Source organism: Streptomyces sp. NPDC008317 (genome assembly GCF_042955955.1).
Taxonomy (GTDB): Bacteria; Actinomycetota; Actinomycetes; order Streptomycetales; family Streptomycetaceae; genus Actinacidiphila.
In genome coordinates this window covers 197,752-224,426 of the sequence record NZ_JBIBFQ010000009.1, presented here as the reverse complement: position 1 = coordinate 224,426, position 26,675 = coordinate 197,752, and the positions used below count along the sequence as shown (strand labels likewise).

The 26,675-nt window shown below is 69.6% G+C and carries 37 protein-coding genes; 34 read left to right on the top strand and 3 right to left on the bottom strand.

Annotated elements, in window-relative coordinates; genetic code table 11:
* The first annotated feature begins 20 nt into the window (after nt 1–20).
* From rplB to truA, 28 genes are all read left to right on the top strand, one after another.
* Nucleotides 21–857 (top strand): 50S ribosomal protein L2, encoded by an 837-nt coding sequence (gene rplB, locus ACFY9V_RS27630; RefSeq protein WP_073492405.1) that lies wholly within the window; start codon nt 21–23, stop codon nt 855–857.
* Between the two features lie 12 nt (nt 858–869).
* The gene (rpsS, locus tag ACFY9V_RS27625) at nt 870–1,151 is read left to right on the top strand and encodes a 30S ribosomal protein S19 (protein WP_033177798.1); all 282 of its coding nucleotides are present in this window, start codon (nt 870–872) and stop codon (nt 1,149–1,151) included.
* Nucleotides 1,152–1,196: 45 nt separating this feature from the next.
* The gene (gene rplV / locus ACFY9V_RS27620; RefSeq protein ID WP_188284646.1) at nt 1,197–1,544 is read left to right on the top strand and encodes a 50S ribosomal protein L22; all 348 of its coding nucleotides are present in this window, start codon (nt 1,197–1,199) and stop codon (nt 1,542–1,544) included.
* Complete coding sequence (rpsC, locus tag ACFY9V_RS27615; RefSeq protein ID WP_355340213.1) at nt 1,544–2,398, top strand: 30S ribosomal protein S3; 855 nt, start codon at nt 1,544–1,546, stop codon at nt 2,396–2,398. Before rplV ends, rpsC begins: the two co-directional genes overlap by 1 nt.
* 5 nt (nt 2,399–2,403) lie before the next feature.
* Complete coding sequence (rplP, locus tag ACFY9V_RS27610; protein WP_188284648.1) at nt 2,404–2,823, top strand: 50S ribosomal protein L16; 420 nt, start codon at nt 2,404–2,406, stop codon at nt 2,821–2,823.
* Entirely contained in the window at nt 2,823–3,056 is a 234-nt protein-coding gene (rpmC, locus tag ACFY9V_RS27605) for a 50S ribosomal protein L29 (RefSeq protein ID WP_093713214.1), read from the top strand. The genes rplP and rpmC overlap by 1 nt, the downstream gene beginning before the upstream one ends.
* Nucleotides 3,056–3,343, top strand: coding sequence for a 30S ribosomal protein S17 (rpsQ, locus tag ACFY9V_RS27600; protein WP_188284650.1), 288 nt, complete (start codon nt 3,056–3,058; stop codon nt 3,341–3,343). Before rpmC ends, rpsQ begins: the two co-directional genes overlap by 1 nt.
* A 103-nt stretch (nt 3,344–3,446) precedes the next feature.
* The gene (gene rplN, locus ACFY9V_RS27595; protein WP_031524788.1) at nt 3,447–3,815 is read left to right on the top strand and encodes a 50S ribosomal protein L14; all 369 of its coding nucleotides are present in this window, start codon (nt 3,447–3,449) and stop codon (nt 3,813–3,815) included.
* A 3-nt stretch (nt 3,816–3,818) separates the two neighbouring features.
* Nucleotides 3,819–4,142 (top strand): 50S ribosomal protein L24, encoded by a 324-nt coding sequence (gene rplX / locus ACFY9V_RS27590; protein WP_188284651.1) that lies wholly within the window; start codon nt 3,819–3,821, stop codon nt 4,140–4,142.
* Entirely contained in the window at nt 4,142–4,711 is a 570-nt protein-coding gene (rplE, locus tag ACFY9V_RS27585) for a 50S ribosomal protein L5 (RefSeq protein WP_188284652.1), read from the top strand. Before rplX ends, rplE begins: the two co-directional genes overlap by 1 nt.
* Nucleotides 4,712–4,714: 3 nt before the next feature.
* The gene (locus tag ACFY9V_RS27580) at nt 4,715–4,900 is read left to right on the top strand and encodes a type Z 30S ribosomal protein S14 (RefSeq protein ID WP_030890724.1); all 186 of its coding nucleotides are present in this window, start codon (nt 4,715–4,717) and stop codon (nt 4,898–4,900) included.
* Between the two features lie 231 nt (nt 4,901–5,131).
* Nucleotides 5,132–5,530 carry a 30S ribosomal protein S8 gene (rpsH, locus tag ACFY9V_RS27575; protein WP_355340206.1) on the top strand — a complete coding sequence of 133 codons (399 nt, stop codon included), beginning with the start codon at nt 5,132–5,134 and terminating at the stop codon, nt 5,528–5,530.
* Nucleotides 5,531–5,551: 21 nt separating this feature from the next.
* Nucleotides 5,552–6,091, top strand: a complete 540-nt coding sequence (gene rplF, locus ACFY9V_RS27570; RefSeq protein ID WP_188284654.1) for a 50S ribosomal protein L6 — start codon at nt 5,552–5,554, stop codon at nt 6,089–6,091.
* Nucleotides 6,092–6,093: 2 nt separating this feature from the next.
* Nucleotides 6,094–6,477, top strand: coding sequence for a 50S ribosomal protein L18 (gene rplR / locus ACFY9V_RS27565; RefSeq protein WP_188284655.1), 384 nt, complete (start codon nt 6,094–6,096; stop codon nt 6,475–6,477).
* A 42-nt stretch (nt 6,478–6,519) separates the two neighbouring features.
* Nucleotides 6,520–7,125: a 30S ribosomal protein S5 gene (gene rpsE / locus ACFY9V_RS27560; RefSeq protein ID WP_093713222.1), complete on the top strand. Its 606-nt coding sequence runs from the start codon at nt 6,520–6,522 to the stop codon at nt 7,123–7,125.
* On the top strand, nt 7,125–7,307 hold the full coding sequence (gene rpmD, locus ACFY9V_RS27555) for a 50S ribosomal protein L30 (RefSeq protein WP_030890715.1): 183 nt from the start codon (nt 7,125–7,127) through the stop codon (nt 7,305–7,307). Before rpsE ends, rpmD begins: the two co-directional genes overlap by 1 nt.
* A 2-nt stretch (nt 7,308–7,309) precedes the next feature.
* Complete coding sequence (rplO, locus tag ACFY9V_RS27550) at nt 7,310–7,765, top strand: 50S ribosomal protein L15 (protein WP_355340200.1); 456 nt, start codon at nt 7,310–7,312, stop codon at nt 7,763–7,765.
* A gap of 257 nt (nt 7,766–8,022) precedes the next feature.
* Nucleotides 8,023–9,339: a preprotein translocase subunit SecY gene (secY, locus tag ACFY9V_RS27545; RefSeq protein ID WP_093713225.1), complete on the top strand. Its 1,317-nt coding sequence runs from the start codon at nt 8,023–8,025 to the stop codon at nt 9,337–9,339.
* Nucleotides 9,339–9,998, top strand: coding sequence for an adenylate kinase (locus tag ACFY9V_RS27540; RefSeq protein ID WP_355340197.1), 660 nt, complete (start codon nt 9,339–9,341; stop codon nt 9,996–9,998). Before secY ends, ACFY9V_RS27540 begins: the two co-directional genes overlap by 1 nt.
* A 133-nt stretch (nt 9,999–10,131) precedes the next feature.
* Nucleotides 10,132–10,968, top strand: coding sequence for a type I methionyl aminopeptidase (map, locus tag ACFY9V_RS27535; protein WP_391050423.1), 837 nt, complete (start codon nt 10,132–10,134; stop codon nt 10,966–10,968).
* 131 nt (nt 10,969–11,099) lie between these two features.
* A complete protein-coding gene (gene infA, locus ACFY9V_RS27530) occupies nt 11,100–11,321 on the top strand; it encodes a translation initiation factor IF-1 (protein ID WP_003956442.1) in 222 nt (73 codons plus the stop codon).
* A gap of 37 nt (nt 11,322–11,358) precedes the next feature.
* Entirely contained in the window at nt 11,359–11,472 is a 114-nt protein-coding gene (rpmJ, locus tag ACFY9V_RS27525; RefSeq protein ID WP_003956441.1) for a 50S ribosomal protein L36, read from the top strand.
* Between the two features lie 198 nt (nt 11,473–11,670).
* A complete protein-coding gene (gene rpsM / locus ACFY9V_RS27520; protein ID WP_188284659.1) occupies nt 11,671–12,051 on the top strand; it encodes a 30S ribosomal protein S13 in 381 nt (126 codons plus the stop codon).
* Nucleotides 12,052–12,119: 68 nt separating this feature from the next.
* Nucleotides 12,120–12,524: a 30S ribosomal protein S11 gene (rpsK, locus tag ACFY9V_RS27515; protein WP_006376016.1), complete on the top strand. Its 405-nt coding sequence runs from the start codon at nt 12,120–12,122 to the stop codon at nt 12,522–12,524.
* 26 nt (nt 12,525–12,550) lie between these two features.
* Nucleotides 12,551–13,177 carry a 30S ribosomal protein S4 gene (rpsD, locus tag ACFY9V_RS27510; RefSeq protein WP_355340190.1) on the top strand — a complete coding sequence of 209 codons (627 nt, stop codon included), beginning with the start codon at nt 12,551–12,553 and terminating at the stop codon, nt 13,175–13,177.
* A 127-nt stretch (nt 13,178–13,304) separates the two neighbouring features.
* Nucleotides 13,305–14,327: a DNA-directed RNA polymerase subunit alpha gene (locus ACFY9V_RS27505; protein WP_033177813.1), complete on the top strand. Its 1,023-nt coding sequence runs from the start codon at nt 13,305–13,307 to the stop codon at nt 14,325–14,327.
* 176 nt (nt 14,328–14,503) lie between these two features.
* Nucleotides 14,504–15,055: a 50S ribosomal protein L17 gene (gene rplQ / locus ACFY9V_RS27500; protein WP_355340186.1), complete on the top strand. Its 552-nt coding sequence runs from the start codon at nt 14,504–14,506 to the stop codon at nt 15,053–15,055.
* Nucleotides 15,056–15,202: 147 nt separating this feature from the next.
* Nucleotides 15,203–16,066: a tRNA pseudouridine(38-40) synthase TruA gene (gene truA / locus ACFY9V_RS27495; RefSeq protein ID WP_391163435.1), complete on the top strand. Its 864-nt coding sequence runs from the start codon at nt 15,203–15,205 to the stop codon at nt 16,064–16,066.
* Here the strand turns inward: truA and ACFY9V_RS27490 are convergent.
* The gene (locus tag ACFY9V_RS27490; RefSeq protein WP_391163434.1) at nt 16,056–17,552 is read right to left on the bottom strand and encodes a hypothetical protein; all 1,497 of its coding nucleotides are present in this window, start codon (nt 17,550–17,552) and stop codon (nt 16,056–16,058) included. The two genes, truA and ACFY9V_RS27490, sit on opposite strands and share 11 nt — an antisense overlap.
* A gap of 136 nt (nt 17,553–17,688) precedes the next feature.
* Between ACFY9V_RS27490 and ACFY9V_RS27485 the strand changes: the two genes are divergently transcribed.
* The 4 genes from ACFY9V_RS27485 (at nt 17,689) to glmM (ending at nt 22,228) form a co-directional block, all read left to right on the top strand.
* Nucleotides 17,689–19,311, top strand: a complete 1,623-nt coding sequence (locus ACFY9V_RS27485; protein WP_391163432.1) for an ATP-binding cassette domain-containing protein — start codon at nt 17,689–17,691, stop codon at nt 19,309–19,311.
* Between the two features lie 309 nt (nt 19,312–19,620).
* Nucleotides 19,621–20,064 (top strand): 50S ribosomal protein L13, encoded by a 444-nt coding sequence (rplM, locus tag ACFY9V_RS27480; RefSeq protein ID WP_355340175.1) that lies wholly within the window; start codon nt 19,621–19,623, stop codon nt 20,062–20,064.
* Between the two features lie 39 nt (nt 20,065–20,103).
* Nucleotides 20,104–20,619 (top strand): 30S ribosomal protein S9, encoded by a 516-nt coding sequence (gene rpsI, locus ACFY9V_RS27475; RefSeq protein ID WP_188283331.1) that lies wholly within the window; start codon nt 20,104–20,106, stop codon nt 20,617–20,619.
* A 250-nt stretch (nt 20,620–20,869) separates the two neighbouring features.
* Entirely contained in the window at nt 20,870–22,228 is a 1,359-nt protein-coding gene (glmM, locus tag ACFY9V_RS27470; protein WP_355340172.1) for a phosphoglucosamine mutase, read from the top strand.
* Nucleotides 22,229–22,259: 31 nt separating this feature from the next.
* On the opposite strand, the gene ACFY9V_RS27465 is transcribed toward glmM, so the two are convergent.
* Complete coding sequence (locus tag ACFY9V_RS27465) at nt 22,260–23,192, bottom strand: DUF389 domain-containing protein (RefSeq protein ID WP_391163431.1); 933 nt, start codon at nt 23,190–23,192, stop codon at nt 22,260–22,262.
* A gap of 79 nt (nt 23,193–23,271) precedes the next feature.
* The gene (coaA, locus tag ACFY9V_RS27460; RefSeq protein ID WP_391050427.1) at nt 23,272–24,273 is read right to left on the bottom strand and encodes a type I pantothenate kinase; all 1,002 of its coding nucleotides are present in this window, start codon (nt 24,271–24,273) and stop codon (nt 23,272–23,274) included.
* A gap of 193 nt (nt 24,274–24,466) precedes the next feature.
* On the opposite strand from coaA, the gene ACFY9V_RS27455 reads away from it, so the two are divergent.
* Both ACFY9V_RS27455 and ACFY9V_RS27450 read left to right on the top strand, forming a co-directional pair.
* Complete coding sequence (locus ACFY9V_RS27455; RefSeq protein ID WP_355340163.1) at nt 24,467–24,835, top strand: holo-ACP synthase; 369 nt, start codon at nt 24,467–24,469, stop codon at nt 24,833–24,835.
* 167 nt (nt 24,836–25,002) lie between these two features.
* A complete protein-coding gene (locus tag ACFY9V_RS27450) occupies nt 25,003–26,442 on the top strand; it encodes an NAD(P)H-hydrate dehydratase (protein ID WP_391163430.1) in 1,440 nt (479 codons plus the stop codon).
* Nucleotides 26,443–26,675: the final 233 nt, after the last annotated feature.

Sequence of the window (26,675 nt, the reverse complement as noted above, 5' to 3'; positions counted from 1 at the left end):
ATTCATCCGAGGACTGAGAAATGGGTATCCGCAAGTACAAGCCGACGACTCCGGGCCGTCGTGGCTCCAGCGTCGCCGACTTTGTCGAGATCACGCGGTCCACGCCGGAGAAGTCGCTGGTCCGCCCGCTGCACAGCAAGGGCGGCCGTAACAACGCCGGTCGTGTGACCGTCCGCCACCAAGGCGGTGGCCACAAGCGCGCCTACCGTGTCATCGACTTCCGTCGCCATGACAAGGACGGCGTGCCCGCCAAGGTCGCGCACATCGAGTACGACCCCAACCGCACCGCGCGCATCGCGCTGCTGCACTACGCGGACGGCGAGAAGCGCTACATCCTCGCCCCCGCGAAGCTCCAGCAGGGTGACCGGATCGAGAACGGCCCCAACGCCGACATCAAGCCGGGCAACAACCTGCCGCTGCGCAACATCCCGGTGGGTACGACGATCCACGCGATCGAGCTGCGGCCCGGTGGCGGCGCGAAGATCTCCCGCTCCGCGGGCGCTTCCGTCCAGCTACTGGCGAAGGAAGGCACCATGGCCACCCTTCGCATGCCGTCCGGTGAAGTCCGCATGGTCGACGTCCGCTGCCGCGCCACGATCGGCGAGGTCGGCAACGCCGAGCAGTCGAACATCAACTGGGGCAAGGCCGGCCGCATGCGCTGGAAGGGCGTCCGCCCGACCGTCCGCGGTGTCGCCATGAACCCGGTGGACCACCCGCACGGTGGTGGTGAGGGCAAGACCTCCGGTGGTCGCCACCCGGTCTCCCCGTGGGGTCAGAAGGAAGGTCGTACTCGCTCGCCGAAGAAGGCATCGAGCAAGTACATCGTCCGCCGCCGCAAGACGAACAAGAAGCGCTAGGAGCGGGTTTAGATGCCGCGCAGTCTCAAGAAGGGGCCCTTCGTCGACGACCACCTGATCAAGAAGGTGGACGTACAGAACGAAGCAGGCACCAAGAACGTCATCAAGACCTGGTCCCGCCGCTCGATGATCATCCCGGCGATGCTGGGTCACACGATCGCGGTGCACGACGGCCGTAAGCACGTCCCGGTGTTCGTCACTGAGTCGATGGTCGGCCACAAGCTCGGCGAGTTCGCACCGACCCGCACCTTCCGCGGGCACGAGAAGGACGACCGCAAGTCGCGGCGTCGCTGAGCGGGCTGAACCGTGACGACGAAGACAGACACTGAAGGGACAACCATGGAAGCCAGGGCCCAGGCGCGGTACATCCGCGTCACGCCCATGAAGGCCCGCCGCGTGGTGGACCTCATCCGTGGCATGGACGCCACGGAGGCTCAGGCGGTCCTGCGTTTCACCCCGCAGGCCGCGAGCGTGCCGGTCGGCAAGGTGCTGGACAGCGCCATTGCCAACGCCGCGCACAACTACGACCACACCGACGCCGAGTCGCTGTTCATCAGCGAGGCGTATGTGGACGAGGGTCCGACCCTCAAGCGGTTCCGGCCGCGCGCCCAGGGCCGCGCCTACCGCATCCGCAAGCGGACCAGCCACATCACCGTGGTCGTCGCCAGCAAGGGAGAGACCCGGTAATGGGCCAGAAGGTAAACCCGTACGGGTTCCGCCTCGGCATCACCACGGACTTCAAGTCCCGCTGGTACGCCGACAAGCTGTACAAGGACTACGTCAAGGAAGACGTGGCCATCCGCAAGATGATGACGCAGGGCATGGAGCGCGCCGGTATCTCCAAGGTGGAGATCGAGCGCACCCGTGACCGCGTCCGCGTCGACATCCACACCGCCCGGCCGGGCATCGTCATCGGCCGTCGCGGCGCGGAGGCCGACCGCATCCGCGGTGACCTGGAGAAGCTGACCGGCAAGCAGGTCCAGCTCAACATCCTCGAGGTCAAGAACCCGGAGATGGACGCTCAGTTGGTGGCCCAGGCCGTCGCCGAGCAGCTCTCCTCGCGCGTCTCCTTCCGCCGTGCCATGCGCAAGAGCATGCAGGGCACCATGAAGGCCGGCGCCAAGGGCATCAAGATCCAGTGCGGTGGCCGCCTCGGCGGCGCCGAGATGTCCCGCTCCGAGTTCTACCGCGAGGGCCGTGTCCCGCTGCACACCCTGCGCGCCAACGTGGACTACGGCTTCTTCGAGGCCAAGACCACCTTCGGCCGTATCGGTGTCAAGGTGTGGATCTACAAGGGCGACGTCAAGAACATCGCCGAGGTCCGCGCCGACAACGCCGCGGCCCGTGCGGGCAACCGCCCGGCGCGTGGTGGCGGCAACGAGCGTCCGCAGCGCCGCGGTGGCGAGCGCGGTGGCCGCGGTGGCGGTGGCGGCCGTCGTCCTCAGACCGACGGCGCGTCCGGCTCCCCGGCCTCCAAGACGGATGTTCCTGCCGTCGAGGCCCCGGCAGCAGCCGCGGAGACCCCCGGAACGGAAGGCTAAGTACCATGCTGATCCCCCGTAGGGTCAAGCACCGCAAGCAGCACCACCCCGGGCGCGACGGAATGGCCAAGGGCGGCACGGAGCTGGCGTTCGGCGAGTACGGCCTTCAGGCCGTCACGCCCGCCTACGTGACCAACCGGCAGATCGAGTCCGCTCGTATCTCCATCACCCGTCACATCAAGCGCGGCGGCAAGGTCTGGATCAACATCTACCCGGACCGCCCGCTGACCAAGAAGCCCGCCGAGACCCGCATGGGTTCCGGTAAGGGTTCTCCCGAGTGGTGGATCGCGAACGTCAAGCCCGGTCGGGTGATGTTCGAGCTGTCATTCCCGAACGAGAAGGTTGCTCGTGAGGCGCTGACCCGCGCCGCGCACAAGCTTCCGATGAAGTGCCGCATCGTGCGGCGCGAGGCAGGTGAGTCGTGATGGCGGCCGGTACCAAGGCTTCCGAGCTGCGCCAGCTTGGTGACGAGGAGCTCGTCAACAAGCTGCGCGAGGCGAAGGAGGAGCTGTTCAACCTCCGCTTCCAAGGGGCCACCGGGCAGCTCGAGAACAACAGCCGGCTCAAGGTGGTCCGCAAGGACATCGCCCGGATCTACACGTTGATGCACGAGCGTGAGCTGGGCATCGAGACTGTGGAGACGGTGGAGAGCGCCTGATGAGCGAGAAGAATGTGACTGAGACGACCGACGAGCAGCGCGGCTTCCGCAAGACCCGCGAGGGCCTTGTGGTCAGCGACAAGATGGACAAGACCGTAGTGGTCGCCGTCGAGGACCGTGTGAAGCACGCCCTGTACGGCAAGGTCATCCGCCGCACCAACAAGCTCAAGGCGCACGACGAGCAGAACGCCGCGGGCATCGGCGACCGGGTCCTCCTCATGGAGACCCGGCCGACCTCCGCGACCAAGCGGTGGCGCGTCGTCGAGATCCTCGAGAAGGCCAAGTAATCCCTGAGGGCACTCCCTCAGGACCGTTCCGTCAGGCTCGGCGGTGGCCCGCTCCCCGTGAGTGGGCCCCGCCGGGAACCGACGCGACAAACAGGAGATAGACGTGATCCAGCAGGAGTCGCGACTTCGTGTCGCCGACAACACTGGTGCCAAGGAGATCCTTTGCATCCGTGTTCTCGGTGGCTCGGGTCGCCGCTACGCGGGAATCGGTGACGTCATCGTCGCCACCGTCAAGGACGCGATCCCCGGTGGCAACGTGAAGAAGGGCGAGGTCGTCAAGGCGGTCATCGTCCGGACCGTCAAGGAGCGCCGTCGCGCCGACGGCTCGTACATCCGGTTCGACGAGAACGCCGCCGTCATCCTCAAGAACGACGGCGACCCCCGCGGCACCCGTATCTTCGGCCCGGTGGGCCGTGAGCTGCGCGAGAAGAAGTTCATGAAGATCGTCTCGCTCGCGCCGGAGGTGCTGTAACCGATGAAGATCAAGAAGGGCGACCTGGTCCAGGTCATCACCGGTAAGGACAAGGGCAAGCAGGGCAAGGTCATCGTTGCCTACCCCGCGCTCGACCGTGTCCTCGTCGAGGGTGTCAACCGGGTCAAGAAGCACACCAAGGCCGGCCAGACCGACCGCGGTTCGAAGACCGGCGGCATCATCACCACCGAGGCGCCCATCCACGTCAGCAACGTGCAGCTCGTTGTTGAGAAGGACGGCAACAAGGTCGTGACCCGCGTCGGCTACCGGTTCGACGACGAGGGCAACAAGATCCGCGTTGCCAAGCGGACCGGTGAGGACATCTGATGACTGACACCGCTACGACGCACGCACAGCCGCGTCTCAAGACGCGCTACCGCGAGGAGATCGCGGGCAAGCTGCGCGACGAGTTCTCGTACGAGAACGTCATGCAGATTCCCGGTCTCACCAAGATCGTGGTCAACATGGGTGTGGGCGACGCCGCCCGCGACTCCAAGCTGATCGAGGGCGCCATCCGCGACCTCGCCACGATCACCGGCCAGAAGCCGCAGGTCACCAAGGCCCGGAAGTCCATCGCGCAGTTCAAGCTGCGTGAGGGTCAGCCGATCGGCGCCCACGTCACCCTCCGCGGTGACCGCATGTGGGAGTTCCTGGACCGCCTGCTGTCGCTCGCGCTCCCGCGTATCCGCGACTTCCGCGGTCTGTCGCCGAAGCAGTTCGACGGCCGGGGCAACTACACCTTCGGTCTCACGGAGCAGGTCATGTTCCACGAGATCGACCAGGACAAGATCGACCGCGTCCGGGGTATGGACATCACCGTGGTCACCACGGCGACCAACGACGATGAGGGCCGCGCCCTCCTTCGTCACCTCGGCTTCCCGTTCAAGGAGGCGTGAGCCGTGGCGAAGAAGGCTCTCATTGCCAAGGCCGCTCGTAAGCCGAAGTTCGCTGTGCGCGCGTACAACCGCTGCCAGCGCTGCGGCCGGCCGCACTCCGTCTACCGCAAGTTCGGCCTGTGCCGCGTGTGCCTTCGTGAGATGGCCCACCGTGGCGAGCTGCCGGGCGTGACCAAGAGCTCCTGGTAGTCCGGGCAATCCGGATCACCAGGAACTCTCGGTAAGCATCTGGACGGTCGGGGGCCCAACCTTTTTCCCGTAAGGTAGAAGGGTTGGGCGTCCGCCGCCCGATTCGACTTACTACGCCGTAGGTCCCCGTACCGCACCCGTCCCGACGTGTCCGCCACCGCGCGGCGCACCTCTCGGGGAGAGGGATGGCACAGATAGGAAACCCCGGCGAGAGAGGCCCAGGGCCAACTCATGACCATGACCGACCCCATCGCGGACATGCTGACCCGTCTGCGTAACGCCAACTCGGCGTACCACGACGACGTCGAGATGCCGTTCAGCAAGATCAAGTCGCACATCGCGGAGATCCTCCAGCAGGAGGGTTACATCACCGGCTGGAAGGTCGAGGACGCCGAGGTCGGCAAGAACCTCATCCTCGAGCTGAAGTTCGGTCCGGAGCGGCAGCGCTCCATCGCCGGGATCAAGCGGATCAGCAAGCCTGGTCTGCGGGTCTACGCGAAGTCCACCAACCTGCCGAAGGTGCTCGGCGGCCTGGGCGTGGCGATCATCTCCACGTCCCACGGGCTGCTCACCGGCCAGCAGGCGCAGAAGAAGGGCGTGGGTGGGGAAGTCCTCGCCTACGTCTGGTAACCGGGAAAGCGAGGTATAGCAATGTCGCGCATCGGCAAGCTGCCCATCTCGGTTCCCGCCGGAGTGGACGTCACCATCGACGGCCGCACGGTCGCTGTGAAGGGCCCCAAGGGTTCCCTTTCGCACACCGTTGCCGCGCCGATCGAGATCGCCAAGGGCGAGGACGGCACTCTGCTGGTCACCCGCCCCAACGACGAGCGTGTCTCGAAGGCCCTGCACGGCCTGTCCCGCACGCTGGTGGCGAACATGATCACCGGCGTGACCGCGGGCTACAGCAAGCAGCTCGAAATCAGCGGTGTCGGCTACCGCGTCCAGGCGAAGGGCTCCAACCTGGAGTTCGCCCTGGGCTACAGCCACCCGATTCTCGTCGAGGCCCCCGAGGGGATCTCCTTCAAGGTCGAGAACCCGACGAAGTTCTCCGTCGAGGGCATCGACAAGCAGAAGGTCGGCGAGGTGGCCGCCAACATCCGCAAGCTGCGGAAGCCCGACCCGTACAAGGCCAAGGGCGTCAAGTACGCCGGCGAGGTCATCCGCCGCAAGGTCGGAAAGGCTGGTAAGTAGCCATGGCATACGGTGTGAAGATCGCCAAGGGCAAGGCGTACAAGGGTGCGGCACTCAAGCGTCGCCACATCCGCGTCCGCAAGCGGGTCTCGGGCACGGAGGCGCGTCCGCGTCTGGTCGTGACCCGTTCCAACCGTGGCATCGTGGCGCAGGTCATCGACGATCTCGCGGGCCACACGCTCGCGTCCGCGTCGACCCTCGACGCGTCCATCCGCGGCGGCGAAGGCGACAAGAGCGCCAAGGCCAAGCAGGTCGGCCAGCTCGTGGCCGAGCGTGCGAAGGCCAAGGGCGTCGAGGCTGTCGTGTTCGACCGTGGCGGCAACCAGTACGCGGGGCGCATCGCCGCCCTGGCGGACGCCGCCCGCGAAGCCGGACTGAAGTTCTGATCCGGTTCCGTAGCTAGCGGAAAACGAAGAGAGGTAATTCCAATGGCTGGACCCCAGCGCCGCGGAAGCGGTGCCGGTGGCGGCGAGCGACGGGACCGTAAGGACCGGCGGGACGGCGGCCAGCAGGCCGAGAAGACCGCCTATGTCGAGCGTGTCGTCGCGATCAATCGCGTCGCCAAGGTTGTGAAGGGTGGTCGTCGCTTCAGCTTCACCGCGCTGGTCGTGGTGGGCGACGGTGACGGCACCGTGGGTGTCGGTTACGGCAAGGCCAAGGAGGTGCCGGCCGCCATCGCCAAGGGTGTGGAGGAGGCCAAGAAGCACTTCTTCAAGGTCCCCCGTATCCAGGGCACCATCCCGCACCCGATCCAGGGCGAGAAGGCCGCGGGCGTCGTCCTGCTCAAGCCCGCTTCCCCCGGTACCGGTGTGATCGCCGGTGGCCCGGTGCGCGCCGTCCTGGAGTGCGCCGGTATCCACGACGTGCTGTCCAAGAGCCTCGGCTCGGACAACGCGATCAACATCGTGCACGCCACGGTGGCCGCGCTCCAGGGGCTTCAGCGCCCCGAGGAGATCGCCGCCCGCCGCGGTCTGCCGATCGAGGACGTCGCGCCCGCCGCCCTGCTGCGTGCGCGTGCCGGGGTGGGTGCGTAATGGCTCGCCTCAAGGTCACCCAGACCAAGTCCTACATCGGCAGCAAGCAGAACCACCGTGACACCCTGCGGTCGCTCGGCCTGAAGCGGCTGAACGACGTGGTGGTCAAGGAGGACCGGCCGGAGATCCGCGGCATGGTCCAGACCGTCCGCCACCTCGTCACGGTCGAGGAGGTCGACTGATCATGGGTAACGAAAGCCCGATCAAGATCCACAACCTCCGTCCGGCCCCCGGCGCCAAGACCGCCAAGACCCGTGTGGGTCGTGGCGAGGCGTCCAAGGGCAAGACGGCCGGTCGTGGCACCAAGGGCACCAAGGCCCGCTACCAGGTTCCGGAGCGCTTCGAGGGCGGGCAGATGCCCCTCCACATGCGTCTCCCGAAGCTCAAGGGCTTCAAGAACCCGTTCCGCACCGAGTACCAGGTCGTCAACCTGGACAAGCTCGCGACCCTCTACCCCGAGGGCGGCGAGGTCACGGTGGCCGATCTGGTCGCCAAGGGCGCGGTACGCAAGAACCAGCTCGTCAAGGTGCTCGGCACCGGCGAGGTGACCGTGGCGCTCCAGGTGACCGTGGACGCGGTTTCCGGGTCCGCCCAGCAGAAGATCACCGCCGCCGGCGGTACCGTGACCGAACTCATCTGAGTCAGATGTCACACGACGACCGGGGATGCCCAGCACCTAGGGGCATCCCCGGTCGTTGTTTCCTTGTATTTCCTTGGCCGATTGGTCATTCCTAGGGAGCCCGCCTCGCGGGTAGGGTGACGTCGGTTGTTACTGTTCGCAGAGCCTGTGTGCTTTCGCGGGTGGTACAGCCGTATGGCCAGCGCCGTATCTGCCCGTATCAGTCAGTACCTCATCAGACCGTCCTTCCGCCGTGCGCGGGGGGTGCAGGAGGCACCGTGCTCACCGCGTTCGCACGGGCGTTCAGGACGCCCGACCTGCGGAAGAAGCTGCTGTTTACGTTGGGCATCGTGGTGATCTATCGCCTCGGTGCGCATGTTCCGGTGCCGGGGATCGACTACTCGGTGGTCAACCAGTGCATTAAGGACACGAAGAGCAGCAACAGCCTCTTCGGCCTGGTGAACATGTTCAGCGGCGGCGCTCTTCTCCAGCTCACGATCTTCGCGCTCGGGATCATGCCGTACATCACGGCGAGCATCATCCTGCAGCTCCTCACGGTGGTGATCCCACGCCTGGAGGCCCTCAAGAAGGAGGGCCAGGCGGGCACCACCAAGATCACGCAGTACACCCGGTACCTGACCGTCGCGCTCGCGGTCCTCCAGGGCACCGGCCTCGTCGCCACCGCCCGCTCCGGCAGCCTGTTCTCCAGTTGCCAGAACAAGTTCGACATCGTGCCGAACCAGTCGATCTTCACCACCGTGACCATGGTGACCACCATGACCGCGGGCACCGTGATGATCATGTGGCTCGGCGAGCTGATCACCGACAAGGGCATCGGCAACGGCATGTCGATCCTGATGTTCGTCGCCATCGCCGCCGGATTCCCCGGCTCGCTGTGGGCGATCAAGGTCTCCGGCAAGATCGCCGGCGGCTGGGTGGAGTTCCTCGCGGTGATCGCCGTCGGTCTCGCGATGGTCGGCCTGGTGGTCTTCGTCGAACAGGCCCAGCGCCGAATTCCGGTGCAGTACGCGAAGCGCATGATCGGCCGCCGCTCGTACGGCGGCACCTCCACGTACATCCCCCTGAAGGTCAATCAGGCGGGTGTGATCCCGGTCATCTTCGCGTCGTCGCTGCTCTACATCCCGGCGCTGATCGTGCAGTTCTCCGGGTCGACCGCGGGCTGGGCGCAGTGGATCAGCCGCAACATGACCAAGGGCGACCACCCGATCTACATGGCCGCCTACTTCCTGCTGATCGTGTTCTTCGCCTTCTTCTACGTCGCTATCTCGTTTAACCCCGAGGAAGTGGCGGATAATATGAAGAAGTACGGTGGCTTCATCCCCGGCATCCGGGCCGGCCGCCCCACCGCGGAGTACCTGAGTTACGTGCTGAATCGCATCACGTGGCCGGGATCGCTGTATCTGGGTCTCATCGCTCTCGTGCCAACGGTCGCCATCGCGGTCTTCAACGGGAGCAACGGCAGCTTCCCGCTGGGCGGCACCAGCATCCTGATCATCGTGGGTGTCGGTCTGGAGACGGTGAAGCAGATCGAGAGCCAGCTCCAGCAGCGTAACTACGAAGGGTTCCTCCGCTGATGCGAATCGTCCTGGTCGGTCCCCCCGGCGCGGGCAAGGGGACGCAGGCCGCGTTCCTCGCCAAGAACCTGTCGATCCCGCACATCTCCACGGGAGACCTGTTCCGCGCCAACATCAGTCAAGGGACCGACCTGGGCAAGCAGGCGAAGGCGTTCATGGACGCCGGTGACCTGGTACCTGACGAGATCACCATCGGCATGGCGGAGGACCGCCTGGAGCAGGCGGACGCGGCGGAGGGCTTCCTGCTCGACGGCTTTCCGCGCAACGAGTTCCAGGCCCGCGCGCTGGACGCGTACATGGCCGGGCACGGGATCGCGCTCGACGGTGTGCTCGACCTGGAGGTCCCCGAGGACGAGGTCGTCAAGCGGATCGCCGGCCGCCGGGTGTGCCGCAACAACAGCGCGCACGTCTTCCATGTCGAGTACAGCAAGCCCGCCACCGAGGGCGTCTGCGACGTCTGCGGCGGCGAGCTGTACCAGCGCAGCGACGACGCGGAGGACAAGGTCCGCAACCGGATCGAGGTCTACCACCGCGAGACCGAGCCGATCATCGACTACTACAAGCAGCAGGACCTTGTGGTGACGATCTCGGCGCTCGGCCCGGTGGCCGAGGTCACGCAGCGCGCGATGGACGCGCTGCGCGCGGGCGAGCGGCGGTAGCCGCCGCAGAGCACGGCATCGGCCGTGGTGCCCTGACGGGTGCCACGGCCGTATCGTTGAGTGGGCACATGCCGTCCCCGAGGGGACGGGCGGTGCCCGAGCACTGACGTACACAAGGAAGGCGCCAGCCGTCATGGTGGAGATCAAGACCCCCGAGCAGATCGCCAAGATGCGCGAGGCCGGGTTGGTCGTGGCGGCGATCCACCGGGCGACGCGCGCCGCGGCGGTGCCCGGCGCCACCACCAAGGACCTGGACGAGGTCGCCGCGAAGGTGATCGCCGACCACGGCGCCAAGCCGAACTTCCTGGGGTACGGCGGCTTCCCCGGCAACATCTGCACGTCGGTCAACGACGTGGTGGTGCACGGCATCCCGGACCGCGAGACGGTGCTCAAGGACGGCGACATGATCGCCATCGACGCCGGCGCCATCGTGGACGGCTGGCACGGCGACGCGGCCTTCACGTGCTTCGTGGGCAGCGGGCACGCGCCGGAGCTGATCGAGCTGAGCCGGGTCACCGAGGAGTCCATGTGGGCGGGCATCGCCGCCTTCCGCAAGGGCAACCGGTTGGAGGACATCTCCAAGGCGATCGAGGGCTACATCCGCCGCCAGCCGCGGCCCGCCTCCGGCAAGTACGGCATCGTCGAGGACTACGGGGGCCACGGCATCGGCACCCAGATGCACATGGACCCGCACCTGCTGAACTACGTCACCAAGAAGCGCGGGCGCGGCATCAAGCTGATCCCCGGTGTCTGCCTCGCCATCGAGCCGATGGTCACCCTCGGCACCCCCCGCACCCACGTCCTCGCCGACGAGTGGACGGTCAAGTCCGACGACGGCTCCTGGTCCTCGCACTGGGAGCACTCCATCGCCCTCACCGAGGACGGCCCCCTCGTCCTGACCGCCGAGGACTGCGGCAGGGCCAAACTGGCCGAGTACGGCATCACGACCGCCCCAGACCCGCTTGCTTAAGGATCTTCGGGGCAGGGCATACATCCCTGATTCGTCTTTCCGGGTGGCGTGACGTAGACTGACACGTCGGCTCTCGCGTGTCTTTTGGCATGTCTGGGGCCGACCAAGGTAGCCGATCCCGAAAGCAGGACATGGCCAAAAAGCAAGGCGCCATCGAAATCGAGGGCACCGTGATCGAGTCTCTGCCGAACGCGATGTTCAAGGTGGAGCTGCAGAACGGTCACAAGGTCCTCGCGCACATCAGCGGCAAGATGCGGATGCACTACATCCGCATCCTCCCGGATGACCGGGTCGTTGTGGAGCTCTCTCCGTACGACCTGACGCGCGGACGGATCGTCTACCGATACAAGTAGCAACGAGTAGATCTCAAGACCCGGAGAACCTCACCTCATGAAGGTCAAGCCGAGCGTCAAGAAGATCTGCGACAAGTGCAAGGTGATCCGCCGTCACGGCCGGGTCATGGTCATCTGCGACAACCTGCGCCACAAGCAGCGCCAGGGCTGACGCACGCCGACCTACCTGCATCCGCAGAACTTCGCGCGACGCACACACGTACATACGCAGTGCCCATCTCCTGCCACAAGGGGATGACACCTCCGGCGGAGGCCGGGGACCTGGTCGTACCACCGCTCAGCACACGAGCGGTCGGCGGTCAGGAGCCGGCACTGCGGAAGACCTCCGAAACCATCAGGAGCCAAGAAAATGGCACGCCTTTCAGGCGTTGACCTCCCGCGTGAGAAGCGCGTGGAGATCGCCCTCACCTACGTCTTCGGCATCGGGCGCTCCCGCTCCCAGCAGGTGCTGAAGGAGACCGGTGTGAACCCCGACATCCGCGTCCGCGACCTGGCCGAGGAAGACCTCGTCAAGCTGCGCGAGTACGTCGATGCCAACTTCAAGACCGAGGGTGACCTCCGTCGCGAGGTGCAGGCCGACATCCGCCGCAAGGTGGAAATCGGCTGCTACCAGGGTCTGCGCCACCGTCGTGGCCTGCCGGTCCACGGTCAGCGCACTCACACCAACGCCCGTACCCGCAAGGGTCCGCGTCGCGCCATCGCCGGTAAGAAGAAGCCGGGCAAGAAGTAGTCCTCAGCGGACGCTCATCAGCGGTCTTCGCTGTAGGACCGACCACCTCCACCGGGAGAAGTTGACACATGCCTCCTAAGGGCCGTCAGGGCGCAGCCAAGAAGGTGCGCCGCAAGGAAAAGAAGAACGTCGCTCATGGGCACGCCCACATCAAGAGCACGTTCAACAACACGATCGTCTCGATCACCGACCCCGCGGGCAACGTGATCTCCTGGGCCTCCGCCGGCCACGTCGGCTTCAAGGGCTCGCGCAAGTCCACCCCCTTCGCCGCGCAGATGGCCGCCGAGTCGGCCGCCCGCCGGGCGCAGGAGCACGGCATGCGCAAGGTCGACGTCTTCGTGAAGGGTCCCGGCTCCGGCCGCGAGACCGCGATCCGCTCCCTCCAGGCCACGGGCCTCGAGGTCGGTTCGATCCAGGACGTCACCCCGACCCCGCACAACGGCTGCCGCCCGCCCAAGCGCCGCCGCGTCTGACAAGCTGATACAGGAGACACGAGACAATGGCGCGTTACACCGGGGCCGACTGCAAGCGTTGCCGTCGGGAGAAGCAGAAGCTCTTCCTCAAGGGGAGCAAGTGCGAGAGCGCGAAGTGCCCGATCGAGATCCGTCCTTACCCCCCGGGTGAGCACGGACGCGGGCGCACCAAGGACAGCGAGTACCTTCTCCAGCTTCGTGAGAAGCAGAAGTGCGCGCGCATCTACGGTGTCCTCGAGAAGCAGTTCGTGAACTACTACAAGGAAGCGAACCAGAAGTCCGGCAAGACCGGTGAGAACCTTCTGCGCATCCTTGAGACCCGCCTCGACAACGTGGTGTACCGGGCCGGCTTCGCCAAGTCCCGCGACCACGCGCGGCAGCTCGTCCGTCACGGACACATCACCGTCAACGGCCGCAAGACCGACATCCCGTCGGCCCGTGTGTCCGTGAGCGACATCGTCGAGGTCCGCGAGTCGTCCCGCAACCTGACCCCGTTCGCGGTGGCCCAGGGCGAGGCCGGCGACAAGACCGTGCCCGCGTGGCTCGAAGCCAACGCCGGCAAGCTGCGGATCCTCGTGCACAGCCTGCCCGAGCGCCAGGTGATCGACACCCAGGTGCAGGAGCAGCTCATCGTCGAGCTGTACTCGAAGTAAGCAATTACTTCGGCGTACGGACCGAGGCGATGCCGGGCGGTACGACGGGCGACCGTCGTACCGCCCGTATCCTCGTAGTACAGGGGGCGTCAAATAGCGGGCGCCCACGAATGAAGGACCGACACTCATGCTGATCGCTCAGCGTCCCTCGTTGACCGAAGAGGTCGTCGACGAATTCCGCTCCCGGTTCGTGATCGAGCCGCTGGAGCCGGGCTTCGGCTACACCCTCGGCAACTCGCTCCGCCGTACGCTCCTCTCCTCGATCCCCGGTGCCGCTGTCACCAGCATCCGGGTCGACGGTGTCCTGCACGAGTTCACCACCGTGCCGGGCGTCAAGGAGGACGTGACCGACGTCATCCTCAACATCAAGCAGCTCGTCGTCTCCTCGGAGCACGACGAGCCGGTCGTGATGTACCTGCGCAAGCAGGGCCCGGGTGTCGTCACCGCCGCCGACATCGCGCCCCCGGCCGGTGTCGAGGTGCACAACCCCGACCTGGTCCTGGCGACGCTGAACGCCAAGGGCAAGCTGGAGATGGAGCTGACCGTCGAGCGCGGTCGCGGCTACGTCTCCGCGGTGCAGAACAAGCAGCAGGGCCAGGAGATCGGCCGCATCCCGGTCGACTCCATCTACAGCCCGGTGCTCAAGGTCACCTACAAGGTCGAGGCGACCCGTGTCGAGCAGCGCACCGACTTCGACAAGCTGATCGTCGACGTCGAGACCAAGCAGGCCATGCGCCCCCGTGACGCCATGGCGTCCGCGGGCAAGACCCTGGTCGAGCTGTTCGGCCTGGCCCGCGAGCTGAACGTCGACGCCGAGGGCATCGACATGGGCCCGTCCCCCACGGACGCCGCCCTGGCCGCTGACCTGGCGCTGCCGATCGAGGAGCTGGAACTCACCGTCCGCTCCTACAACTGCCTCAAGCGCGAGGGCATCCACTCCGTGGGTGAGCTCGTGGCACGCTCCGAGGCCGACCTGCTCGACATCCGCAACTTCGGCGCGAAGTCGATCGACGAGGTCAAGGCGAAGCTGGCCGGCATGGGCCTGGCCCTCAAGGACAGCCCGCCCGGATTCGACCCCACCGCCGCCGCCGACGCCTTCGGCGCCGACGACGACGTGGACGCCGGTTTCGTGGAGACCGAGCAGTACTGATCGCCTCCGGCGCGGCCGGGACCCCTGGTCCCGGCCGTCGCCGGGCGCCTTCCCGGTTCGCACCGAACGGGGAGGGCACCGGGGCCCGGCCCCGGACCCCCATCGAGCTGGCAGCCGCCAGTTCGCACTGACATCGGTACCTCGTACGGCCGGTGCAGCGGAGAAGGAGAAAGACCATGCCTCAGCCCGCGAAGGGTGCCCGCCTCGGCGGCGGCGCCGCGCACGAGAAGCTGCTGCTCGCGAACCTCGCGAAGTCGCTGTTCGAGCACGGCAGGATCAAGACCACCGAGGCCAAGGCGCGCCGTCTGCGTCCGGTCGCGGAGCGGCTGATCACGAAGGCGAAGAAGGGCGACATGCACAACCGTCGCCAGGTGCTGCAGACGATCACGGACAAGAGCGTCGTCCACACGCTCTTCACCGAGATCGCGCCGCGGTACGAGAACCGCCCGGGTGGCTACACCCGGATCACCAAGGTCGGTAACCGCCGCGGCGACAACGCGCCGATGGCCGTCATCGAGCTGGTCGAGGCGCTGACCGTGGCGCAGGCCGCCACGGGCGAGGCCGAGGCCGCCACCAAGCGTTCCGCCAAGGACCGCGCCGGTGACGAGGCTCTGGCCGACCTCAAGAAGGACTCCGAGCCGGCGGACGCCACGCCCGAGACCGCGGACGACGCGGTCGAGGACGCCGCTCCGGCCGACGAGGAGCCCAAGGAGTCCAAGGACGCCTGAGCGTTCTGAGACCCCGGGAGCGACCCCGCGGGCCCGTACCCCTCTGCCGGAGGGGTACGGGCCCGTTCCGCTGGTCCCCGCGATCCCCGGCCCCCGAAGTCCCCGAAGTCCCCGAAGTCCCCTGATCCCGCTGAGAGGAATGCGCGCGTGAGCGACGAGGTGGCGCCCGGCGCCGTACGGGTGCGGCTGGATCTGGCCTACGACGGTACGGACTTCTCCGGGTGGGCCAAGCAGCGCACCCGGCGGACCGTGCAGGGGGAGTTGGAGGCGGCGATCCCGACGGTGCTGCGGATGGCGGAGCCGGTGGAGCTGACCGTCGCGGGGCGCACCGACGCCGGGGTGCACGCGCGCGGGCAGGTGGCGCACGTGGACCTGCCCGCGGACGTGTGGGCGGCCGAGGGCGGCAATCTGCGCCGGCGGCTGGCCGGACGGCTGCCGTGGGACGTACGCGTCTGGGACGTCTCGGCGGCACCCGCCGGGTTCAACGCGCGGTTCTCGGCGGTCTGGCGGCGGTACGCCTACCGCGTCGGCGACCACCCCGGCGGTGTGGACCCGCTGCTGCGCGGCCACGTGCTGTGGCACGACCGTCCGGTGGACGTCGACCGGATGAACGCGGCGGCCGAACTCCTGCTCGGCGAGCACGACTTCGCCGCGTACTGCAAGAAGCGCGAGGGCGCCACGACCATCCGCACCCTGCTCGACCTGCGCTGGGAGCGTACGGCCGACGGTCTCGCGGTCGCCACGGTCCGCGCCGACGCCTTCTGCCACAACATGGTGCGCGCGCTGATCGGCGCGATGATCCTGGTCGGTGACGGCCACCGCCCGGTCGGCTTCCCCGGCGAGGTCCTGGCCGGGCGCGAGCGCCATTCCGCCGTCAAGGTCCTGCGCCCGCACGGCCTCACCCTGGAAGAGGTCGGCTACCCGGCGGACGACCAGCTGGCCGCCCGCTCGGTGGAGGCCCGCAACAGACGGACCCTGCCGTGCGCCCCCGCTGCCGCCGTTACGGGGTAGCGGCGCTCGCGGCGTCGCGGCCGCGCTGGATGACGCGCTGGAAGGCGAAGTCGGAGGCGTCGTTGGCGGCCTGCCTGGCGGTGGTGTCGGCCTTGGTGAGGGTCTTGCCGGTCTTGAAGCCGGAGATGGTGAAGTAGGCGTAGCGGCCGACGGCGTTGGACGTCATCTGGCAGGCGACGGCGTGGCAGAAGTCCTTGATGCCGCCGCCGTTGAGCGGGCCGAGGTAGTGGGCGGTCTTCTGCACCTTCGCCGCGTGGGCGGTGTCGTCGAAGACGGCGACGCCGACGGTGACGGCCACGCCGCCGCGTACGTAGGTGGCGCGGATCAGCTTGCGGCAGCCGTTGGCGGTGAGGGCGGCGGCCAGCTCGCTGCGGGCGCCGTCGGCGCACTTGGCGGTGGTGGCGGCGGCGGTCTGGGAGTAGACGTTGCCGCCGATCCGGAACTGCTTGCCGGGGAAGAGGCCGCCCACGGTGATCGGGGCGGTGTCCTTGGCGGCGGTGGAGATGAAGTCCAGCGGGTTGGGCGGCGGCGGGGGAGCGACCGAGGAGAACGAGGGCGCGGGCGGCAGCGGCGACTGCGACGTGGCGCCGCTGGTGGCCGAGGACGGCCCGGCCACCGGCTCGTCGTCCGAGCCGCCCGACATGACGACGGCGGTGGCGACGCCGCCCGCTATCACCGCGACGGCGACGATCCCGCCGCCGAGCATCATCAGCTTGCGCCGCTTGGCGCCGCTGGCGGCCTGCTGCTCGGCGAGCGCGCCCCAGTCGGGTGTCCCGGCCGAGGGCGGGCCGCCCGGCCCTGAGGCGGGCGTGTGCGCCCCTTGCCGACGCTGTCCCGCGCCGCGCTGCTGGCGCGGGAAGGGCTGACGGTGGGTGCCCATGCCGGGCGCGCCCTGCGGGGCGCCCTGGGGGCTCTGCGACGGGCTTCGGGGTGCGCCCTGGGCGGGGGCCTGGGGCGTGCTCCGGGGCGCGGCCTGGGCGGCCGGCCGCGGGCCTGTCGGGCCGGTGGGCCGCGCGGGGGCGGGGCCGGGCGGCGGCGCGGGAGCCGCCGGGGTCTCGGCGGCACCCGGCGCCGCGGCGGCGGGCGGCAGCGAGGCGTGCGGCCGGGCCGCGCCCTGGCCGGGGACGCCGGGCCGTACCTGGTACGCGCCCGGCTGCTCGGCCTGCGGCGACCACGCGGGACCGGACGACGGCGCCTGCGGCTGCGACTGTCCCGGCTCGTGGCGGAACCCGCGCCGCGGGTCGTCCGCGTAGCCCCCCGGCGGCCCGGCCGGCTGGTCGGCGGCCGGGCCCGACGGCGGCTGCGGGCCCTGCGGCGCCTGCGCGTCGTACGGCGACGGCTGCTGCGGGGGTGCCTGGGCGGCGGCGTGGCGCGGCTGGGGCCGAGAGGGGATGACGCGTCCCTCAAGGACCTCGCGCTCGCCCTCGGGGGCGCTCGTGGGGGGTTCCTGCGGAGGCTGCGGCTGCTGTCCGGGCCCATCAGTCATGCCGCGCATCATATTGCCGGTCAGGCCGCGCACATATTCCGGTGAACACACCGGAGAACGCGCCGGTGAACGCGCCGGTGGAGACCTCACGAAAACGAGTTGGGGCGGATCGCGCCCCACAGGGAGAATCCAGGACATGGGACATGTGGAAGCAGCGCACTTGGAGTACTACCTGCCGGATGGGCGGGCGCTGCTCGGCGACGTCTCGTTCCGTGTGGGCGACGGCGCCGTGGTCGCGCTGGTCGGCGCCAACGGCGCGGGCAAGACCACGCTGCTGCGGCTGATCTCCGGCGAGATCAAGCCGCACGGCGGCACGGTCACGGTCAGCGGCGGCCTCGGCGTGATGCGGCAGTTCGTCGGCAGCGTCCGCGACGACCGCACCGTACGTGACCTGCTGGTCTCCGTCGCGCACCCGCGGATCCGGACCGCCGCCAAGGCGGTCGACGCGGCCGAGCTGGCGATCATGGCGCAGGACGACGAACCGGCGCAGATGGCGTACGCGCACGCCCTGGCCGAATGGGCCGAGGCGCGCGGCTACGAGGCCGAGACCCTGTGGGACATGTGCACGATGGCCGCGCTCGGCGTGCCGTACGAGCGGGCGCAGTGGCGCGAGGTGAAGACGCTCTCGGGCGGTGAGCAGAAACGGCTGGTTCTGGAGGCCCTGCTGCGCGGCCCCGACGAGACGCTGCTGCTCGACGAGCCGGACAACTACCTGGACGTGCCGGGCAAGCGCTGGCTGGAGGAGCAGCTCGCCCTCACCAAGAAGACGGTGCTGTTCGTCAGCCACGACCGGGAGCTGCTGGCCCGCAGCGCGCAGAAGATCGTCGCCGTCGAGACCGGCCCGGCCGGGTCCACGGTGTGGGTGCACGGCGGCGGTTTCGACACCTTCCACGAGGCCCGCAAGGAGCGCTTCGCGCGCTTCGAGGAGCTGCGGCGGCGCTGGGAGGAGGAGCACGCCAAGCTCAAGGCGATGGTGCTGCGGCTGCGCCAGCAGGCGGCGAACAGCCCCGACATGGCGTCCCGCTACCACGCGGCGCAGACCCGGCTGAAGCGGTTCGAGGACGCGGGCGCCCCGCAGGAGCCGCCGCGCGAGCAGGACATCCGGATGCGGCTGCGCGGCGGACGTACCGGCGTACGGGCGGTGACCTGCGAGAAGCTGGAGCTGACCGGTCTGATGAAGCCGTTCGACCTGGAGGTCTACTACGGCGAGCGGGTCGCGGTGCTCGGCTCCAACGGCTCGGGGAAGTCGCACTTCCTGCGGCTGCTCGCCGGGGACGGGAGCGTCGCGCACACCGGGACGTTCAAGCTCGGCGCGCGGGTGGTGCCCGGCCACTTCGCGCAGACCCACGCGCACCCGGAACTGCTCGGCCGCACCCTGGTCGACATCCTGTGGGGCGACCACGCGCACGACCGGGGCCGCGCCATGGGCGTCCTGCGGCGGTACGAGCTGGAGCGGCAGGGCGACCAGCCCTTCGACAAGCTCTCCGGCGGGCAGCAGGCCCGCTTCCAGATCCTGCTCATGGAGCTGGCCGGGACCACCGCGCTGCTGCTGGACGAGCCCACGGACAACCTCGACCTGGAGAGCGCCGAGGCCCTCCAGGAGGGCCTGGAGTCGTACGACGGCACGGTGCTCGCGGTGACGCACGACCGGTGGTTCGCGCGCAGTTTCGACCGCTATCTGGTCTTCGGGTCCGACGGTCTGGTCAGGGAGTCCATCGAGCCGGTCTGGGACGAGCGGCGGGTGGAGCGCAAGCGGTAGGGCCCGGCGGACGCCCGGTCCCCACGGGTCCCGAACGGCCCCTCCCGGCCCGGGAATCCGACGCGTTTTGACCCGTACGGGGGCGCGCGGGTATTCTTCGATGTCGTTATGCGTATTGGCTTGCTCTATCTCACGTGAGGGGCCCTTACGCCGGTCCACCGGGCCGATGACCAGCGGCAGGCAGACGGGTTGCGTCCCCGAATGCCGCCAGGGCTGGCCTGATCGTCCGGGTGGCCTTGTACAAGGACCCGTTTCCCCGGCCCCTCACGGGCTCGTGGAGACACCATCACTGAAGAAGCGAAGGCGACCGTGCGTACGTTCAGCCCCAAGCCCGGCGATGTCACCCGCCAGTGGCACGTAATCGACGCGCAGGACGTTGTCCTGGGCCGTCTGGCCACCCAGGCCGCGACCCTCCTGCGGGGCAAGCACAAGCCCATCTACGCCCCGCACGTCGACACCGGTGACTTCGTCATCATCATCAACGCCGACAAGGTGCACCTGTCGGGCAACAAGAAGACCCAGAAGATGGCGTACCGCCACTCCGGGTACCCGGGCGGCCTGCGCTCCGTGCGCTACGACGAGCTGCTCGACAAGAACCCGGAGAAGGCCGTGGAGAAGGCCATCAAGGGCATGCTCCCGAAGAACACCCTGGGCCGTCAGATGCTCTCGAAGCTGAAGGTCTACTCGGGCGACCAGCACCCGCACGCTGCCCAGCAGCCGGTGCCGTTCGAGATCACCCAGGTCGCGCAGTAGTACCGGCCACCAGCTACCAGAAAGAATCTGAGGAGAATCGTGGCTGAGACCACTGCCGAGACCGTCGTCGAGGGTGAAGAGACCTTCGAGGAGATCACGACCTTCGAGTCCGAGACCCCCGAGTCGGAGTACACCTCCGAGTCGCTCGCCTCGCGCTTCGGCGACCCGCAGCCGGCCGCCGGCACCGGCCGCCGCAAGCAGTCCATCGCCCGTGTCCGGATCGTTCCGGGCAGCGGCAAGTGGAAGATCAACGGCCGCACCCTTGAGGGCTACTTCCCCAACAAGGTGCACCAGCAGGAAGTCAACGAGCCCTTCAAGGTGCTCGAGCTGGACAACCGGTACGACGTCGTGGCCCGCATCAGCGGCGGCGGCATCTCCGGCCAGGCCGGTGCCCTGCGCCTGGGCGTCGCCCGCGCGCTCAACGAGGCGGACGTGGACAACAACCGCGGCCCGCTGAAGAAGGCCGGCTTCCTGACCCGTGACGACCGCGCGGTCGAGCGGAAGAAGGCCGGTCTGAAGAAGGCCCGCAAGGCCCCGCAGTTCAGCAAGCGCTAAGTCGCCTCCGGCGCGGGAACCAAACCCGCGCCGGGCGCATCGAACGCCTCGGAGACACTTTGTGCCTCCGAGGCGTTCGCATTCCTGGGAATCGGCACATTTGTCTGTTGATATGGCTCTGAGCCCTGGATGGTGGAGCCATGTCCCCGCACCGGGGGCGCGGACCGCGGGGCACGGGAGGCCCGGCGGCGCAGGGATCGTCGCGTCCCGGGACGGCCGCACGACCGCACGGATCATCGGAGGAAACACTGTGGGACGACTCTTCGGCACCGACGGCGTGCGGGGCATGGCCAACGCCGACCTCACCGCCGAGCTTGCTCTCGGCCTGTCGGTCGCGGCGGCACACGTGCTCGGCGAAGCGGGCAGCTTCGCGGGCCACCGGCCGGTGGCGGTCGTGGGGCGCGACCCGCGCGCCTCGGGCGAATTCCTGGAGGCGGCCGTCGTGGCGGGCCTCGCGAGCGCGGGCGTGGACGTCCTGCGGGTCGGTGTGCTGCCCACCCCGGCGGTGGCGTATCTCACCGGCGCGCTGGGCGCCGACCTCGGCGTGATGCTCTCCGCGAGCCACAACGCGATGCCGGACAACGGCGTGAAGTTCCTGGCGCGCGGCGGCCACAAGCTCGACGACGAGCTGGAGGAGCGGATCGAGGCGATCTACGAGGAGCACCGCACCGGCGCCCCCTGGAACCGCCCGACCGGCGGCGGCGTCGGCCGGGTCCGCGACTACGACGAGGGCTTCGACCAGTACGTGGCCCACCTCATCGCGGTGCTGCCCAACCGCCTCGACGGCCTGAAGGTCGTCCTGGACGAGGCGCACGGCGCGGCCTCCCGCGTCTCGCCCGAGGCGTTCTCGCGCGCCGGTGCCGAGATCATCACCATCGGCGCCCAGCCCGACGGGCTCAACATCAACGACGGCTGCGGCTCCACCCACCTGGAGCTGCTGAAGGCCGCCGTGGTCGAGCACGGCGCCGACTTCGGCATCGCGCACGACGGCGACGCCGACCGCTGCCTGGCCGTCGACGCCACCGGTGAGGAGGTCGACGGCGACCAGATCCTCGCGATCCTCGCCCTGTCGCTGCGCGAGCGCGGCGCCCTGCGCGAGAACACCGTCGTCGGCACCGTGATGTCCAACCTCGGCTTCAAGCTGGCGATGGAACGCGAAGGCATCGAGATGGTGCAGACCGCCGTCGGCGACCGCTACGTCCTGGAAGCGATGAAGGAGCACGGGTACGCGCTCGGCGGCGAGCAGTCCGGGCACGTCATCGTGCTCGACCACGCCACCACCGGCGACGGCACCCTGACCGGTCTGCTGCTGGCCGCCCGCGTCGCCGCCACCAAGCGCACCCTGGCCGACCTGGCCGGGGTCATGGTGCGGCTGCCGCAGGTGCTGGTCAATGTGCCGGACGTCGACAAGAGCCGCGTCGACTCCACGCCCGAGCTGCTGACCGCCGTCGCCGAGGCCGAGACCGAGCTGGGCACCACCGGCCGGGTCCTGCTGCGGCCCTCCGGCACCGAGCCGCTGGTGCGCGTGATGGTCGAGGCCGCCGACATCGACCACGCCCAGTCCGTCGCCGGGCGGCTGGCCGACGTCGTCAAGTCCACCCTGGGCTGAGCCGCCCCGCGCGGGGGCCGACCGTACGCCGTCAGGCGGCGGGTACGTGCCGCTTCGCCCAGAGCCACTTCTGGGCGAGCAGCGTCAACGTGCCCGCCACCGCGATGCCCGCCAGGTTGATCACGAGCTGCAAGGTGGAGCCCCACGCCTCGCTCCAGGCCGCGTAGCTGATCCCCAGGGCGGCGTTCGCGGCGGCCGGCACCGTCGTCACCGAGATCGCCACGCCCACCAGCGCGCCCGACTTGGACGAGGTCAGGGAGAGGATTCCGGCGATCCCGGCGAGGAACGCGACGACGAACGAATCCCACGTCGGCTGCCAGATGAACTCCGTCGCCGGGTGCGGCGCGTCGAACCGCGCCTGCGTGAACAGCCCGAACAGGCTCATCAGATCGCTGAACCCGCCGGTGATCAGCATCGCCACCGGGAAGCCGATCAGCAGCGCCGCCACCGACCGCCCCACCAGGCGGCGCTGACGCCGCACCACCCCCGTACAGATCCCGGCCAGCGGCCCGAACTCCGGCCCGACCACCATCGCGCCGACGATCAGGATCGAGCTGTCCAGCATCACGCCGTACGCGGCCAGCATCGTCGCCACCGTCAGGAACGCGATGTACGTGACGGTCAGCGTCGACTCCTCGTGGGTCTCCTCGACCAGCGACTCCCACAGCACCGCGTCCGCGCCCTCGCCCGGCGCGTCCTCCTCGGCCTTCTCCGCGCTCGTCGACAGCGTCAGGTCGATGTTCTCGACCGCGATCGAACCGGTCTCCGCCACGCCCAGCTCACGCAGCCCGGCCAGCAGGCCGTCGGCCGCCTCCCGCGCCACGTCGCAGGTCAGCACGTCGCCGAGCGGGTCGTACGCGGCGCCGCGCATCACCGTCAGATGGGTGGCGCCGAGGGTCGCGCCGACCAGTCGCGCGACCTCCTCGGTGCGGTCGGCGGGCACGATCATCCGCAGGTGCAGCACGGCGGGGCTCCCGTTTCCTCGACATCTGGCGGCCGCGTCGGGCGAGCCGCGTCATGTGACCGGCGCCGGGTGACCGGCGTCAGAGCTTGCGCAGCGACAGGCGCTGCACCTTGTGCCCCGGTCCCTTGCGGAGCACCAGCGTCGCCCGGCTGCGGGTGGGCAGCACATTCTGCTGCAAGTTGGGCTGATTGACGGTGCGCCACATCAGCCGGGCGTACTCCAGCGCCTCGTCCTCCGAGACCTGGGTGTACTTGCGGAAGTACGAGTGCGGGTCCTGGAAGGCCGTCTCGCGCAGTTTCCTGAACCGCCCCAGGTACCACTGCTCGATGTCCTCGGTGCGCGCGTCCACGTACACGCTGAAGTCGAAGTGGTCGGCCAGGCCGATCCTCGTCCTGCCGTCCTTGCCGGGCAGCGCCGGCTGGAGGACGTTCAGGCCCTCCACGATGAGGATGTCCGGGCGGCGGACCGTCAGGGTCTCGCCGGGCACGATGTCGTAGATCAGGTGCGAGTAGACCGGCGCGGTGACCTCGTCGCGGCCGGCCTTCACGTCCGCCACGAAGCGGGTCAGCGCGCGGCGGTCGTACGACTCGGGGAAGCCCTTGCGGGACATCAGGCCGCGCCGGTGCAGCTCCGCGTTGGGCAGCAGGAAGCCGTCGGTGGTGACCAGTTCGACCCGCGGGTGCTCGGGCCAGCGGGCCAGCAGCGCCTGGAGCAGCCGGGCCGTGGTCGACTTGCCCACCGCCACACTGCCCGCCACCCCGATCACGAACGGCGTCCCCGGCTGCGCGTGGTGCCCTCCCCCTGCCTTCGGCGGAGGCGCCCCCACCGCGTCCCCCAGGAAGGTGTTCAGCGCGCCGCGCAGCCGGTTGTGCGCGGCCACGTACAGATTCAGCAGCCGGGACAGCGGCAGATAGACGTCCACCACCTCGTCCAGGTCGATCACGTCGCCCAGGCCGCGCAGCCGCTCCACCTCCTCGGCGGTCAGCGGCAGCGGCGTGCGCTCGCGCAGCGCACTCCACTCCTCGCGGGTCAGGTCGACATAGGGGCTGGTCGCGGCTGGGGTCGTCGGCACGGGCCCCATTGTCCAGACGTACGTGTACGGAGCGCGGGCGGGGGGTGCGGCGCGCGGCCGGGGTGCGGCGTGCGGCCGGGGGTGCGCGTGCGGGCGGGGTGCGGTGTGTGGCCGGGGGCGCGCGTGCGGCCGAGGGCACGGCGGGTGGGGCACGGCCTAAGCTGGCCGGCATGAACGGCACGTCGGGCGAAGGGGATGGCCAGTGATCGTCGGGGTCGGGATCGACGTCGCCGAGATCGACCGCTTCGCCGCCGCCCTGGAGCGCACGCCCGGCATGGCCGACCGGCTCTTCCTCCCCGGCGAACTGCTGCTGCCGACCGGCGAGCGGCGCGGTGTCGCCTCGCTGGCCGCCCGGTTCGCGGCCAAGGAAGCGCTCGCCAAGGCCCTGGGCGCACCCGCCGGGCTGCACTGGCTCGACGCCGAGATCACCACGGAGCCCTCCGGCCGGCCCCGGCTGACCGTCACCGGGACCGTGGCCGCGCGGGCCGCGGAGCTGGGGGTACGCGGCTGGCACGTCTCCCTCAGCCATGACGCCGGGGTCGCGTCCGCGGTGGTCATCGCGGAGGGCTGACCCGCGGGCGGGTGGCGGGGGCGGGTCGGGCGGATGCGTCTGGCGCGTCCGGTCCGCCTGGTCGGGGGGCTGGGTGTGCCGGTCCGCCTGGTCGGGGGGCTGGGTGCGCGCCGGGCGCGTAGTGTCCGTTGAGGCTGTTTCCGTCGAGCCCTGCCGGAGGACTTTCCATGAGGTACGCGCACGCGGTGGAGACCGTACGGGCCGCCGAGGGCGAGTTGATGGCCCGGCTGCCCGAGGGCGCGCTCATGCAGCGCGCGGCGGCCGGGCTCGCGGCGGCGTGCCGGGACCTGCTCGGGCGTACGTACGGCGCGCGCGTCGTCGTCCTCGCCGGGAGCGGCGACAACGGCGGTGACGCGCTGTACGCCGGTGCCCGGCTGGCCCGCCGCGGCGCCGCCGTGCACGCCGTGCTGCTGGCCCCCGAACGCGCCCACCGCGGCGGCCTCGCCGCCCTGCTGGCCGCCGGGGGCCGCGCCGCCGCCGCGGAGGACGCCGAGGCGCTGATCGGGCGGGCCGACCTCGTGCTCGACGGGATCGTCGGCATCGGCGGCAAGGGCGGCCTGCGGCCCGGCGCCGTACCGCTCGCCGAGGCCGCCGGGGCCTCCCGCGCCGTCGTCGTCGCCGTCGACCTGCCCAGCGGCGTCGACGCCGACACCGGGGAAGTCCTCGGGGACGCCGTGCACGCCGACGCGACCGTCACCTTCGGTACGTACAAGCCGGGGCTGCTCATCGACCCGGCCGCCACCTTCGCCGGGGCGCCCCGGCTCGTCGACATCGGCCTCGGGCCGTACCTCGGCGAACCCGAACTGGAGGCGCTCCAGCACGCGGACGTCGCCGCCGCGCTGCCGCGGCCGGGGGAGTCCAGCGACAAGTACCGGCGCGGTGTCGTCGGCGTCGTCGCCGGGTCCGGGCGGTATCCGGGGGCCGCCGTCCTCGCCGTCTCCGGCGCGCTGCGGGGCGGCGCCGGGGCGGTGCGCTACGTCGGGCCCGGCGGCGACGCCGTGCTCGCCCGGCACCCCGAGGTGCTGGTGTCCACCGGGTCCCCGCACAGCGCCGGGCGCGTTCAGTCCTGGGTGGTCGGGCCCGGCATCGGCGACTCCCCGGAGGCGCGGCAGGCCGTCACCGACGTGCTCGCCACCTCGGTGCCGGTCCTCGTCGACGCCGACGCCCTGCGCTTCCTCTCGCCCGCCGCCGTACGGGAGCGGAGCGCCCCCACCGTCCTCACCCCGCACGCCGGGGAGGCCGCCGCGCTGCTCGGCTGGGCGCGGGAGGAGGTCGAGGCGCGGCGCCTCGACGCCGTGCGGGGGCTGGCCGGGCGGTTCGGTGCCACCGTTCTGCTCAAGGGGGCCACCACGTTGGTGGCTTCGCCGTCGCCCCGGGCGGCCGTTCGCGTCAATCCGACGGGGGTCGCGTGGCTGGCGACGGCGGGGAGTGGGGACGTGCTGTCCGGGCTTGCGGGGTCGTTGCTCGCGGCGGGGCTTGCGCCGATGGACGCGGCTGCTTGTGGGGCGTACCTGCATGGGCTCGCTGCGCGGCTGGGGTCGGGGGGAGCGCCGCTTGCGGCGTTGGATGTGGCCGCCGCCGTTCCCACTGCGTGGCGCAGCCTTTAGCTTGTCTTTCCCGCCCGCCCACCCCTGCGGGTGTTTGTTCGTCTGCGGGTGCCGCTTGTGCCTGGGTCGGTGCCGGTCCGGGGCACCTCCTCGGGCGACGAACGTGCACCCACTTCGAAAACGTCCAGCCCCTTTCCGTTCGTCCCCCTGCGGGGGCACCCCGGCCCGTCCCCTCCCGGTACGTCGGCGTCCGCCCGCCGGTGGGGGTTGCCGGGGAGGGGGGTGGGTGGGCT